Annotated in this window: 8 protein-coding genes, 1 tRNA gene and 1 pseudogene; 4 read left to right on the forward strand and 6 right to left on the reverse strand. The window is 71.8% G+C overall.

Annotated features, from left to right (window positions below):
* Positions 1 to 38 precede the first annotated feature (38 nt).
* Positions 39 to 134: transfer RNA gene (locus ACRYR2_RS06580), tRNA-Sec, on the reverse strand.
* 51 nt (positions 135 to 185) lie between these two features.
* Between ACRYR2_RS06580 and selD the strand changes: the two genes are divergently transcribed.
* Positions 186 to 1,157, forward strand: a complete 972-nt coding sequence (selD, locus tag ACRYR2_RS06585) for a selenide, water dikinase SelD (RefSeq protein ID WP_432562040.1) — start codon at positions 186 to 188, stop codon at positions 1,155 to 1,157.
* A 148-nt stretch (positions 1,158 to 1,305) separates the two neighbouring features.
* Here the strand turns inward: selD and ACRYR2_RS06590 are convergent, their stop codons facing one another.
* The 4 genes and pseudogenes from ACRYR2_RS06590 to fdh form a co-directional block, all read right to left on the reverse strand.
* Positions 1,306 to 2,103, reverse strand: a complete 798-nt coding sequence (locus ACRYR2_RS06590; protein WP_432562041.1) for a formate/nitrite transporter family protein — start codon at positions 2,101 to 2,103, stop codon at positions 1,306 to 1,308.
* A gap of 16 nt (positions 2,104 to 2,119) precedes the next feature.
* Entirely contained in the window at positions 2,120 to 3,121 is a 1,002-nt protein-coding gene (nrfD, locus tag ACRYR2_RS06595; protein ID WP_432562203.1) for an NrfD/PsrC family molybdoenzyme membrane anchor subunit, read from the reverse strand.
* A gap of 98 nt (positions 3,122 to 3,219) precedes the next feature.
* On the reverse strand, positions 3,220 to 4,374 hold the full coding sequence (locus tag ACRYR2_RS06600; protein WP_432562042.1) for a 4Fe-4S dicluster domain-containing protein: 1,155 nt from the start codon (positions 4,372 to 4,374) through the stop codon (positions 3,220 to 3,222).
* 218 nt (positions 4,375 to 4,592) lie between these two features.
* Positions 4,593 to 7,838 (reverse strand): annotated as a pseudogene (gene fdh, locus ACRYR2_RS06605) (formate dehydrogenase); the annotation flags it as partial.
* A gap of 28 nt (positions 7,839 to 7,866) precedes the next feature.
* Here fdh and ACRYR2_RS06610 point away from each other — a divergent pair.
* Complete coding sequence (locus tag ACRYR2_RS06610; RefSeq protein ID WP_432562043.1) at positions 7,867 to 8,745, forward strand: aldo/keto reductase; 879 nt, start codon at positions 7,867 to 7,869, stop codon at positions 8,743 to 8,745.
* A gap of 16 nt (positions 8,746 to 8,761) precedes the next feature.
* Positions 8,762 to 9,871: a DNA glycosylase AlkZ-like family protein gene (locus ACRYR2_RS06615; protein WP_432562044.1), complete on the forward strand. Its 1,110-nt coding sequence runs from the start codon at positions 8,762 to 8,764 to the stop codon at positions 9,869 to 9,871.
* 20 nt (positions 9,872 to 9,891) lie between these two features.
* On the opposite strand, the gene ACRYR2_RS06620 is transcribed toward ACRYR2_RS06615, so the two are convergent.
* Entirely contained in the window at positions 9,892 to 11,277 is a 1,386-nt protein-coding gene (locus tag ACRYR2_RS06620) for a Gfo/Idh/MocA family protein (RefSeq protein ID WP_432562045.1), read from the reverse strand.
* 469 nt (positions 11,278 to 11,746) lie between these two features.
* On the opposite strand from ACRYR2_RS06620, the gene ACRYR2_RS06625 reads away from it, so the two are divergent.
* Positions 11,747 to 13,066 (forward strand): ABC transporter substrate-binding protein, encoded by a 1,320-nt coding sequence (locus tag ACRYR2_RS06625; protein ID WP_432562046.1) that lies wholly within the window; start codon positions 11,747 to 11,749, stop codon positions 13,064 to 13,066.
* Positions 13,067 to 13,069: the final 3 nt, after the last annotated feature.

The raw sequence follows: 13,069 nt of genomic DNA on the forward strand, positions 1-13,069 counted from the left end.
GAGGCAGCAACCTACCCACCCGGGCGGTCGGCGGCGCGTGGCGGAGGCGGATGGGAATCGAACCCACCTGACCGAGGTGCTCGGTCACGACGGTGTTGAAGACCGCGGGGGCCACCAGGCACCCGTACGCCTCCCTCTCACGCGGTGCCCACCCTGCCACACGGGTCCCGGATAGGGTCACCCGCGTGAGACTGACCCAGTACGCCCACGGCGGTGGCTGCGCCTGCAAGATCCCCCCGGGCGAACTGGAGGAGATGGTCGCCGGCCTGACCCCGCCGCCCGCGGACGACCTGCTCGTCGGCGTCGGCGACGACGCGGCCGTGGTCCGGATCCAGGGCGGGCAGGCCGTCATCGCCACGGCCGACTTCTTCACCCCCGTCGTCGACGACGCCTACACCTTCGGCCGGATCGCGGCCACCAACGCGCTGTCCGACGTCTACGCCATGGGTGGCACCCCGCTGGTCGCGGTCAACCTGCTCGGCTGGCCCCGGGACGTCCTGCCGCGCGAGCTGGCCCGTGAGGTGCTGCGCGGCGGCGCCGACGCGGCGGCCGCGGCCGGCTGCCACCTCGGCGGCGGCCACAGCATCGACGACCCCGAACCCAAGTACGGCATGGCCGTGACGGGCATCGGCGACCCGGCCCGGCTGCTGCGCGGCGACGCGGCCAGGGCCGGGCTGCCCCTGACCCTCACCAAACCGCTCGGCCTGGGGGTGCTGAACAACCGCCACAAGCAGACCGGTGAGGTCTTCGAGGAGGCGATCGCCGTCATGACGACCCTGAACCGGGACGCCTCGGCGGCCGCCCTGGCCGCCGGTGCCCGCTGCGCCACCGACGTCACCGGCTTCGGGCTGCTCGGGCACCTGCACGAGGTCGCCCGCGCCAGCGGTGTCACCGCGGTCGTCGACGCCGCCGCCGTCCCGTACGTCGAGGGGGCCCGCCGGTCGCTGGCCGAGGGTTTCGTGCCCGGCGGCAGCCGCCGCAACCTCGACTGGGTCCGCCCGCACCTGGACGCCGGCGGGTTCGGCGAGGACGAGCTGGTCCTGCTCGCCGACGCCCAGACCTCCGGTGGGCTGCTGGTGGCCGGCGAGGTCCCCGGCTACCCCGTCGTCGGCGAGCTCGTCCCCGCCCGGAAGGGCACGACCCTCGTGGTGCGCTGACCCGACGGTGGGTGCCCGCGACAGTGTTCGATCACGAGAGTGCTTGATCACGGCGGGCGGGCGACCCCTCCACCGTGATCAAGCACTTCCGTGATCAAGCACAGTTCGCCGTCGGCGGGCGGCGCGCTTCCCCGACCGCCCGGGGAGGTCAGTCGGCGGCCCGGCCACGCAGGTACAGGAACCAGTACGCCAGCCCGACGAACACGCCACCGCCGATCACGTTCCCGCAGAAGGCGAACAGCCAGTTGTTGAGGATGTCGCCCCACCCGAAGCCCGGCACGCCGGCCCAGTACGCCGCGGGCAGGAAGAACATGTTCGCCACGACGTGGTCGAACCCCAGGGCCACGAACGCGGTGATGGGGAAGAAGATGGCCAGGACCTTGCCGGCGACGTCCTCGGCCGCCATGGCCATCCAGACCCCCAGGCAGACCAGCCAGTTGCAGCCGATGGCGCGCAGGAAGATCGTCAGCTCGTCCTCGGTGACGGCCTTGCCGGTCGCGATGGCGGCCAGCCGGGTGAAGGTGGCCGAACCCTCCTCCCCGATCACCCCGGTCTGCACGGCCAGGACGTAGGCGACGAACAACGCCCCGAGCAGGTTGGCCACCAGGACGACCGCCCAGTTCGCCACCAGCTGCCCGAACCGGACCCGCTGGTGCAGCAACGCGATCGGCACCAGGGCCATGTTCCCGGTGAGCAGTTCGGACCCGGCGATGATGACCAGCACCAGCCCGAGGCTGAAGACCGCGCCGGTGAGCAGGGTCGTCACCCCGCCCCAGATCGCCGGGTCCAGCCCGGCGGTGACGTCGACGGCCAGCAGGCCGGCGAAGGCGATGTAGGCGCCGGCGAGGAAACCGCCGACGACCATCTTCGACACCGGCAGGTGGGCCTTCTTCTCCCCCGCGGCGGCGGCCGCGACGGCGATCTGGTCCGGCGTCTTGAACGCCATGGCGCACTCCTCGCTCTCAGGAGGCGCGCTGACGTGCCTCCAGTCGTTCCCGCTGGGGAACCACGACGTACTTGGGATCCTTCGTGGAGGCGACTCCCGCCTCGAAGACCGCCATGCGGGTGAGGAACGAACCCGCGAGCAGGCTCGCCCCCGCGGCGGCCGACACCACCCGGGACCGGCGCCCCAGCACCGCACCGAGGGCTCCGACCGCGGTGAGGGCGCGAGCGGCCTTGAGAAACTTCCCCGGCCGCCCGAGGTGGAACGGTTCGCTGACCAGCCCGTGCGTGGTCTCCATCCGGTGCGCGGCAGCGAGTTCCACGGTGGCACCGATCGCCGCCAGGCGCGAGGCGGGACCGGTCTGGGACACCGGCGCCAGCACCAGGGCCGCGCCGGCGCTCGCCGCCAGTGCGCTGCCGCCGAACACGAACGGCAGCTCCCGGTAGGGCTCGTGCCAGCTGGGAACGGCCGTGTCGGCGAACAGCACCGCCGTGTACGTCGCGAGCAGCGGGGCGGTCAGGGCCGCACCCACCCCCGCCGCGGACGCCACCGGGCGGGCGAGACGCCGCGCGAGCCCCCACACCCCGCGGCGCGGCAGCAGGTCAGCGGCCTCGAGCACCGCCGCGACCCCGGACAGCGGCCCGAACGCGGACAGGATCCACGTCCCGACCGACATCGGCGAGGTCACCTTGGCCACGCGCAGCATGTTGTAGAACCGCTCGGGCCGGCCGAGGTCGGCGATGAGGAAGTACGCGCTGGCGCCCACCGCGCCCAGCGAAGTCAGGCGCAACCCCCGGCGCGCGGCCACGTCCCCGCGCACGTCGGCGACCGCGGCCAGCATGGACGAACCCGCCGCGAGCCCACCGGTGAACAGGTAGTAGGCGATCTCGTGCGTCCACACCGGGGGTTTGAGCACGGCCCGCCCGTAGTAGGACCGGAACTCGGCCTCGGGGACCACGGCGTTGACGTCGCCGCGTCTGCGGCCCTTCTTCTCGCGGCGCCCCATGCCGGCGTCCCACATCCGCGCCGCCTGGCCGCCGACGGGATCGGTGCCCGGAACGTGCTCGAAACCGGGTTGCCCCGGCTGGTGCGGGGTCTGTTGCGACGGTTTCGGCGCGTTCACCGTCGCCCCACCGCGGCCGCGACGGCACCCAGGACCATGAACCCCGCAGCCGCCACCATGTGCTTGTACATCGAGGGCAGGTCGCGCGTGGTGACGACCGGGTCCGGCGGCAGGCCGTAGACCTCGGGTTCGTCGAGCAGCAGGAAGAACGCCCCGTCGCCGCCGACGCCGTCCTCGGGGTTCTCGCCGTACAGCCGCGCCTCGGTCACACCGACGTCGTGCAGCTGCTGCCTGCGCCGCTCGGCGCGTTCCCGCAGCTCGTCGAGGTCGCCGTACTGGATGGACTCCGTGGGGCACGCCTTGGCGCACGCCGGGGTCTGGTCGTCGCCGAGGCGGTCGTAGCACAGCGTGCACTTCCAGGCCCGGCCGTCGACCTCCCGCTTGTCGATGACGCCGTACGGGCAGGCCGACACGCAGTACCCGCACCCGTTGCAGACGTCCTCCTGGACGACGACGGTGCCGAACTCGGTGCGGAACAGCGCGCCCGTCGGGCAGACGTCGAGGCAGGCGGCGTGCGTGCAGTGCTTGCAGACGTTGGACATCATCAGCCACCGCACGTCCGAGCGGCCGTCGCGGTCGGGCAGGGGCGCGGGAGCGAGCATCCCCGGCATCCCGAGGAACTGACCGCCAGGTCCTTCGGCCGCGGGCGCGGGGCTCGCGGGCGCCGCGGAGGCCGAGCCGCCGCCGCACCCTCCACCGCAGCCTCCGCCCGCACGGTTCTCGTGCGCCCGCTCGGCCAGGGGGTGCCCTCCAGCCACCGCGGTACCGAGGCGCTCGGCCTCGGCGAAGGCGTCGAACCCGGCGGCCACGGCGTCCTGCTGCAGCTGCTCGGAGGACGGTCCCGTCGCCGCACCGGCGAAGGGCGAGGTCTGGTTCCCCACGGGCCGGGACTGCTCGATGAACGCCACCGCCCGCCAGGAGTCGGCACCCAGCCCGCCGGTGTTGTCGTAGGACATCCCCAGCAGGTCGATGCCGTCCTCGGGGACGGCGTTCCACTCCTTGCAGGCCACCTCGCACGCCTTGCAGCCGATGCAGACCGAGGTGTCGGTGAAGAACCCCTTGCGCGGTGGCGGGTCGGCGTACCCGGCGTCGCGCGCCGGGTCGTCCAGCCGCCCGTACAAGCTGCTCGACAGGTTCTCCAGCGCGGCCACTAGCGGCCCCCTTCCTCGTCCAGCCCCTCCGCGGGGTGCGCGTCGATCACCGCCGGATCCACACCGTGCTGCTGCGGATCACCGGGGCGCGACCGCGTGTCGTGCCGGACACCGACGACCTTCTCGAGCAGGTCGGTCTGGTGCCCCGCGCCCACCTGGGTCGCACCGCCCTCGGCGAGGTCGGCGAGCCCCCGGCCACCGCGAGCGATGAGGTCGGCGGTGACGGCCACCGACCCGGAGGTCATCGTGACGCCACCCCGGTGCCGGTACTCGTCGATCAGTTCCAGCACCGCCTCGCCCCTCGGCCGACGGCCCGGCAGCACGTCGCACGTCCCGGCCTTGAACTCCTGGATGTGCACGTTCGGGTCCAGCGTGAGGTGCATGAGGTCGTTGACGACGTCTCCCGTGGTCAGGCCGCCCTGTCCCCAGTGGTAGGGCAGCCAGATCTGGTGGACCAGCTGGTTCTGGACCTTCAGCGGCGTGAGCCGGTCCGTCACGAGCACCCGTGCCTCGACGACGGCGCGGGCCGTCACCACGTGCGCCCACCCCAGGTGTTCCAGCCCCCGCAGCCGCGCCAGTTCCGGAGAGACCTCCATGAACAGGGCCGGCTGGAGTTCGGCGAGGTAGGGCAGGTAACGGCTCATGCCGCCGGCGGTGTGGTGCTCGGTCAGCCGGGAGGTGAGCCACACGAACGGGAACACCTGGCTGCCCAGTTCCGGCGGCGAGGGATGGACCTCGTTGAGGTGGTTGGTGTAGATCTCCCGGGCCGGGTTGGCCTGCTGGGTGTAGACGGCGTTGCGGAACGGCGACTCGGCCGGTTCGTAGTGCGCCGGCAGCGGGCCGTCGACGACGCCCTTGGGCGCGTACAGCCAGCCCTTGCCGTCGCTCTGCATGATGAACGGGTCGTCGCCGGCGATGGCCTCGACGCCCGTCGCCCCCTCCGGAGGACGGTACGACGGGGGTTTGGTCGCCTCGAAGTCGGCGATGTCGTCGCCGACCCAGCGCTGGGCGTCCTCGTCCCACCACACGAGCGCCTTGCGCTCGCTCCACGGCCTGCCGTCGGGGTCGGCCGAGGCCCGGTTGTAGAGCATGCGCCGGTTCATCGGCCACGCCCAGCCCCACTCGGGGGCGTGCAGCGACTGCTCACGGCCGGGTTTGCGCCGCGCGGCCTGGTTCACGCCGTCGGCGTAGACGCCGGAGTAGATCCAGCAGCCGCTGGAGGTGGACCCGTCCGCCTTCAGCGCCGTGTACCCGGGCAGCAGTTCCCCGGTGCCCTGGTCGTAGCCGTTGATCTCCTTGAGCACGTCCTCGGAGGACGGTTCCTGCTCCTCGCCGTGCAGCGGGTAGTCCCAGGCCAGCTTCAGCAGCAGCTGGTCACGGGGATCGGTGGAGCCCGCCAGCTTCTCCCGCATCCGGCGGCCCAGGTGGTAGAAGAACCACAACTCGCTGGTGGCGTCGCCCGGCGGGCTGACCGCCTTCTCGCGCCACTGCAGCAACCGCTGGGTCTGGGTGAACGTGCCCTCCTTCTCCACGTGGGAGGCGGCGGGCAGGAAGAACACCTCGGTGCGGCACTGCTCGGGGACGATCTCGCCGGTCTCGACCTCGGGCGCGTCCTTCCAGAACGTCGCGCTCTCGATCATCACCAGGTCGCGCACGACGAGCCAGTCGAGGTTGGCCATCCCCAGCCGCTGCGCGCGGCCGTTGGCCGAGCCGACGGCGGGGTTCTGCCCCAGCAGGAAGTACCCGAAGATCTTCCCGCCCTCGATCATGTCCATGACCTGGCTGTAGGTGCCGTGGTCACCGGTGATCTTGGGCAGGTCGTCGAACAGGTAGTCGTTCTCCGCCGTGGCGTTCTCGCCGAAGTAGGCCTTGAGCAGGCTGACGGTGTACGCGTCGGCGTTGGCCCAGAAACCCTTCTGGTTGGTGCCCTTGATGGCGTCGATGTACCCCGCGAGGTTCGGGTGCCGTTCGGCGTGCGGCATCTGCAGGTACCCGGGCAGCAGGTTGTACAGCGTCGGGATGTCCGTGGAGCCCTGGATCGAGGCGTGCCCACGCAGGGCCATGACGCCCCCGCCGGGGCGGCCCATGTTCCCCAGCAGCAGCTGCAGGATCGCGCCGGTGCGGATGTACTGCACGCCCGTGCCGCGCTGCGTCCAGCCCACGCTGTAGACCAGCGCACCGGTCTTCTCCCGGCCGGAGTTGGTGATCCAGGCCTCGGCGAGCTCGTCGAACAGGTCGACCGGGATGCCGCACACCTCGGCGACCATCTCCGGGGTGTAGCGGGCGAAGTGCCGTTTGAGGACCTGGTAGACGCAGCGCGGGTCCTGCAGGGTCTCGTCCCGCTGGATGTTCCGGTGCTCTATCGCGGCGCCACCGGAGCCGAGGGCGTGGCCGGACTCGCTGTCGCTGGACTCGGCGGTCTCCTCCTCCTCGTCACCCTGCTGTTCCGTGCCCGCGTACTGCCAGCTGGACGTGTCGTAGGAGCGCGTCTCGTGGTCGAACCCGGAGAACAGCCCGTCGAGGTCCTCGGTGTCCTGGAAGTCCTCGCTGACCAGGTGCGAGGCGTTGGTGTACGCCACGACGTACTCGCGGAAGTCCCGCTCCTGGGTCAGGACGCGGTTGATGATCGCCCCGAGCAGGACGATGTCCGTGCCGGTGCGGATCGGGACGTACGTGTCCGCGAGCGCACTGGTGCGGGTGAAGCGCGGGTCGATGTGGAAGACCTTCGCGCCGCGCGCCTTGGCCTCCATCACCCACTGGAACCCGACCGGGTGGCACTCGGCCATGTTCGAGCCCTGGATGACGATGACGTCGGCGTTGCTCAGGTCCTGCAGGTCACCGGTGGCTCCACCACGACCGAACGAGGCACCCAGACCGGGCACCGTGGCGGAGTGTCAAATGCGCGCCTGGTTCTCCACCTGGATCGCGCCCATGGCGGTGAACAGCTTCTTGATGAGGTAGTTCTCCTCGTTGTCCAGCGTGGCGCCACCGAGGCTGGCGATCCCCATCGTGCGGTTCAGCCGGCGACCCTGCGCGTCGCTGTCCTGCCAGCCGCGGCGGCGGGCGTCGATCACCCGGTCGGTGATCATGTCCATCGCGGTGTCGAGGTCGAGGTCGGTCCACTCCGTCGCGTACGGGGCGCGGTAGCGGATCCTGGTGGCGCGCGAGTCGCCGTTGACGAGCTGCTCGCTGGCCGAGCCCTTGGGGCACAGCCGGCCGCGCGAGTGCGGCGAGTCCGGGTCGCCCTCGATCTGGACGACCTTCTCGTCCTTGACGTAGACGCGCTGGCCGCAGCCGACGGCGCAGTACGGGCAGACCGACTTGGCGACGCGGTCGGCCGTGGCGGTGCGCGGCGTCAGGGACTTCGAGCGCGCCGACTGCGTCGCCGCACCGCGACCGAGCGGATCGTCGCCGGTCAGCTGGCGGTAGACCGGCCAGCCCTCCAGGAATGTCTTGAGCCCCACCCGAGGGAATCTAGACCCCCGGTTCCGGATGCGCACGCCGCCGGGGCGTACCAGCGTGTCCCCCGTGACTGTTCCCACCATCCTCCTCAACGACGGACGCGAGATCCCCCAGCTGGGCTTCGGGGTCTTCCAGATCGACCCGGCCGAGACCGCCGACGCGGTGCGCAAGGCCCTCGACCTCGGCTACCGGCACATCGACACGGCGCAGATGTACGGCAACGAGGCCGAGGTCCTCGACGGGCTGAAGGCCTCCGGGGTCGCCCGCGAGGACGTCTGGATCACCAGCAAGCTCAACAACGGGGCCCACGAACCGGACGCCGCCCGCGCCGCGATCGACTCCTCGGTCGCCAAGCTCGGCGGCCCCATCGACCTGTACCTCATCCACTGGCCGCTGCCGACGCTGTACGGCGGCGACTTCGTCTCGACGTGGAAGGTGCTCGAGGAGGCGCGCGCCGACGGCAAGCTGCTCTCGATCGGCGTCTCGAACTTCCAGGTCCCCCACCTGCAGCGGCTGGCGGCCGAGACCACCGTGGTCCCGGCGGTCAACCAGATCGAGGTGCACCCGTACTTCGGCAACGAGGCCGTGCGCACCTACTGCGGCGAGCACCAGATCGGTGTCGAGGCGTGGTCGCCCATCGCCCAGGGCAAGGTGCTGGACGACCCCACCATCACCGACGTCGCCCAGCGCGTCGGCAAGTCGCCGGCCCAGGTGGTCCTGCGCTGGCACATCGAGCGCGGCGACATCGTCTTCCCCAAGTCGGTGACCCCCTCGCGCATGGAGGAGAACTTCGCGCTGTTCGACTTCGAGCTGACCGGGGAGGACCTGGCCATGATCACCGCTCTGGACCAGGGCGACGAGGGCCGCATCGGCGGGCACCCCGACACCATGGACTACGTCCCGTCCTGACTGGTGCGATGGGTGGGTGACCACCCTGACACGCGCCCAGGTGCTCGCCCACCGCTGGCGGGCGCAGGGCCTCGACCGCCGGCACACCGACGTGCTGGCGGTCGACCTGCCCGTGCTGGACCTGGGCGTGGCCGACGTGCCCACCCCCGCCGCGGCGACCGCGCTGGCGATCCGGGGCGCCCAGGCGCCCGACGACACCCTCGCTCTGGTGTGGGGGGCCCGCGGCGCCCCCGCCCTGCACCGGCGCGCGTCGCTGCAGGCCGTGGCCGACGCGCTGTGGCCCGCCTCCGACGAGGACGCCACCCGGCGCGTCGCCAACTCCCGCATGCGACAGGGCGCCGAACTCGGGATCGCCTCCTTCCGCGCCGTGGCCGAGGCGGTGCGCGAGGTGCTCACCGGTGCCGACGGCTTGGTGTCCAAGGCGGAACTGTCGCGCGGGGTGAGCGACAGGATCCCCGACGACCTGAACTACGACTGCCCGCCGTGCGGAGCCCGGCACGTGTTCGGGTCGGTGCTGCAGGACGCCGGGCTCGCCGGTGGTGCCGAACTGGTCCGGGTGGGCCGCGGGACGGCGTTCCGGCTGCTGCCGGGTCTGCGCACTCCGACGGCGCGCGCCGGGTTCGACGCCCTGGTCCGCTCCTACCTGCACCTGCTGGGGCCGGCCGCGCCCGCGGACGTGGCCGCCTACTTCGGCGTCGCCGTCGCCGAGGTGCGCTCGGTCTGGCCCGACGACGTCGCCGGTTTCGTGGTGGCCGGCCGGACCGTGACGGCCCTGGCGGACGACGAGGCCTCGCTGCGCTCGCGGGCGACGGCGCGGGGCGTGCGCCTGCTGCCGCCGGGCGATCCCTGGCTGCAGGCCCGCGACCGCGCCTTCCTCGTGCCGAAGGAACGGCACTCCGCCGTGTGGAAGTCGATCTCTCCGCCGGGTGCGTTGCTCGTCGACGGTGAAGTCGTCGGCACGTGGCGAGCCGGCACGAAGGGCCGGCGCCTGGAGGTGACGGTGGCATCCTTCACGGACCTGTCGGCGCACGTGCTGAGCGCCCTGGAGGACGAACTGCCGGCCGTCGCCGCCGCCCGGGGAGCGACCGGGACGCGGCTGCTGCCCTTGCAGGTCTCGGACGAGTGAGGCTCCCGGGCGGCGTCGCCTCACACGAGGTGAGGCGCGTCCCCCAGGGGCAGCGCGTGGGAGCGCGTGTCGACGGCTCCTCCGCTGACCAGCGATGCGTTCGCGCAAACGCCCACCAGGACGCTGCGGACACCGTCGAGGTACCCGGCCGGACGACCCAGCGGGTCGTGGCCGGGGCCGCGGAAGACGTCGTCGAGCAGCATCGCGTCACCGCCGCCGTGCGCTCCGCCGCCGGTCGGGATCGGCACCTCGGCAGCCGCCTCCCACAGGGGCTGCAGAACCAGCCGCGACCCCCACGGGCGGCGCTCGCGGTGGTCGCCGGACCCGGACCCGTGCGTCCCGTCCGTCGCCGCGGCACTGGGGTCCACCGCCGGTGCGTCCTTGCCCGGACGCGCTCCCGCGGCCACGGCCGCGGCGTCGACCCGGCTGCGCTCCACCACCTCCAGTTCCAGGCGCCCGCCGGTGCCGTTGAAGGCGACCCGGTAGCCCTCCCAGGGTGCGTGGGCGGTCAGCGTGTAGGCCAGCGACGCCCCTCGGGCGTACCCGACGAGGACGCTGACGTTGTCCTCGATGGTGATGCCCTCGGAGAACACGTCCCGATCGCGGTGGTAACCGTCGAGGTGCTCGCCGGCCAGGAACAACCGCCGCATCTTCGGATCGGCGTCGAGGTCCAGGACGTAGGGATCCTCGCGGCCCAGCGCGTCCCGGCCCAGTTCCGGCCGTGGGGGCAGCCCACGCCGGGCGGCGTTCTGCGCGCCGTAGAAGCGCAGGCCGCCACGGGCGTAGACGCTGACGGGAACGTCGTCCAGCCACCAGTTCACGAGGTCGAAGTGGTGGGTGGACTTGTGGACGAGCAGACCACCGGAGTTCTCCTTCTCCCGGTGCCAGCGGCGGAAGTAGTCCGCACCGTGCACGGTGTCCAGGCACCACTCGAAGTGGACCGAGGTCACCTCGCCGATCGCGCCCTCCTGCAGGAGTCGGCGTACCACCGAGTTCCTCGGTGAGTAGCGGTAGTTGAACGTCACCGTCAGGTGGGCGGTCGACCGTTCGGCCGCGTCGACGATCGCCCGCAGGCCGGCCGCGTCGATCGTCAGGGGCTTCTCGCAGACCACGTCGACGCCTGCGTCCAGGGCCGCGACGACGTAGTGCGCGTGGGTGACGTCGGGGCTGGTCACGATGACGGCATCGGCCCGTTCCTCGCGCAACAGCTCGAGGAAACCCTCCGGTGCCGCGTGGCGGACGGGTGCGCCGCCGTGCGCTGCGACCAGCTCGTCGTAGTACGACATCCGCACCGCGTTGGTGTCCACGAAGCCCACGACCTGCCCGACGTCGGAGTGCGTCGTGAGCAGGGCTTCGACGTACATCTGCGACCGGCCGCCGGTTCCGACCACCACGTAGCGCTTCATCCAGTCCATCCGATCTCGGAGTTCCGTGTCGCCCGACGTCGCGGCCCGTCCACGGCCGCCCCGCTGCCGGTCGCTCCAGAGGGCGCGCCGTCGTCGACGTCCTCCGCGGGTCGGCATCCGGCGCGCCGTTCCACCGACCGGGAGCAACCGCTTTCCCTGTCGCGGCCCACTGTCGCACGGGGCATCGCCGCTTGGGAAGACTCTTCGGCACCTCGGCGGAAAGCGGTTGCTCGGAGGTCTGGACGCGGCTTTCGGGAAGCGGTTACTGTCCTGGCACGAGAGACCGGACGACCGCGGTCCGGCCTCTCCGGCACTGCGAAACGCCGCCGGTCGAAGTGGACCGGCCGCCCACCCGTGAGCCCGCACATCCGTCGCACGCAGCCCCGTGCGCGACCCATCCCCTGGAAGGGACAGGACGTCGATGCCGACACCCGCCGAACGACCCTCCCCCCGCACCGACCACTCACAGGTGACCGGCTCCCGCGTCACCGGAACCCGCGCCGTCGGCCGGCGCGCGTTCACGTTCGGCGCCGCCGCGCTCGGCACCACGGCCCTGGCCGGCTGCGGCCGCTTCAGCAACGACAGCGGCGGCAGTTCCGACGGATCGGTGGAACTGTCCTTCGTGTGGTGGGGTGACGCCGCCCGCGCCGAGGCCACCGAGGCCGCCGTGCGACGGTTCGAGGAGAAGAACCCCGGCATCACGGTCCGCACCGAGTACCAGGACTCCGGCCCCTACCAGGACAAGCTCGCCACCCGCATCGCCGCTGGTGACGCCCCCGACCTGTTCGCCGTGCCCAACCGCGGCCTGCGCGAGTACGCCTCGCGCGGCGCGCTCATGGACCTGTCCACCGCAGAGGTCGACACCACGACGGTCGAGGACAGCGTCCTGGACCTCGGCACCGTCGACGGCACCCTCTACGGCGTGGCCGCCGGCCTGAACACGCTGGGGGTCGTGTTCCGCAAGCAGCACCTCCTGGACGCCGGCCTCGAACTGCCGGACGGCCTGGACTGGAGCTGGGAGGACTACGAGGAGATGTGCCGGCGCATCACCGAGAACACCGGGGCCACCGTCTACGGCTCCGGTTACTCCACGGTCGCCGAGACCACCAACATCACCTGGACCCGGCAGCAGGGCGAGGACTTCTACACGGCCGACGCCGGGTTCGGCGCCTCCCGCGAGAGCATCGCCGCCTGGTACGCGATGAACAACCGCTTCCGCGCCAGCGGCGCCCTGCCCCCGCCCGGGTACTCCGACGTCCAGGGCAACAGCGCGGAACAGCAACTGATCTCCCAGAACAAGGTCGCCTCGCAGTTCTTCGCCACGAACAACTTCAAGGCCTACAACGCCGCGAGCGACGGTGACCTGCTCATCCTGCGCATGCCCGGGGAGACCACGGGGGTGCGGCGCGGGCACTCCATCGACTGCTCGATGCTGTGGTCGCTGTCGTCCCAGACCGATCACCCCGCCGAGGCCGCGGCGTTGCTGGACTACCTGGTCAACGACCCCGAGGCCTACACCGAGATGATGACGACCCGCGGGGTCCCGCCGAACCGCGAGGTCACCGAGTCCATCAAGGCGGACCTGCACCCCGACGACCTGGCCGCGACCGAGTACCTCCTGGCCCTGCAGGAGGAGGACCTCCCGACGATGTACGTCTACCCTCGCGGAGCCACGGCCATGGCCGACGAGATCGGCACCGTGTCGGTGGAGATCGAGTTCGGCCGCATGACGCCCGAGCAGGCGGCCGACGCCCTCATCCGCGTTGGTGAGTCCGAACTCAGCGCCTGAACC

The sequence above is a fragment of the Kineococcus deserti genome (assembly GCF_050871945.1).
GTDB lineage: Bacteria > Actinomycetota > Actinomycetes > Actinomycetales > Kineococcaceae > Kineococcus.

Bases quoted from the DNA above. Each gene is read 5' to 3' on its own strand.
- ACRYR2_RS06610 (WP_432562043.1), top strand. From the start codon at position 7,867: ATGCGCACGCCGCCGGGGCGTACCAGCGTGTCCCCCGTGACTGTTCCC.
- ACRYR2_RS06590 (WP_432562041.1), bottom strand. From the start codon at position 2,103: ATGGCGTTCAAGACGCCGGACCAGATCGCCGTCGCGGCCGCCGCCGCG.
- ACRYR2_RS06620 (WP_432562045.1), bottom strand. From the start codon at position 11,277: ATGAAGCGCTACGTGGTGGTCGGAACCGGCGGCCGGTCGCAGATGTAC.
- nrfD (WP_432562203.1), bottom strand. From the start codon at position 3,121: ATGTGGGACGCCGGCATGGGGCGCCGCGAGAAGAAGGGCCGCAGACGC.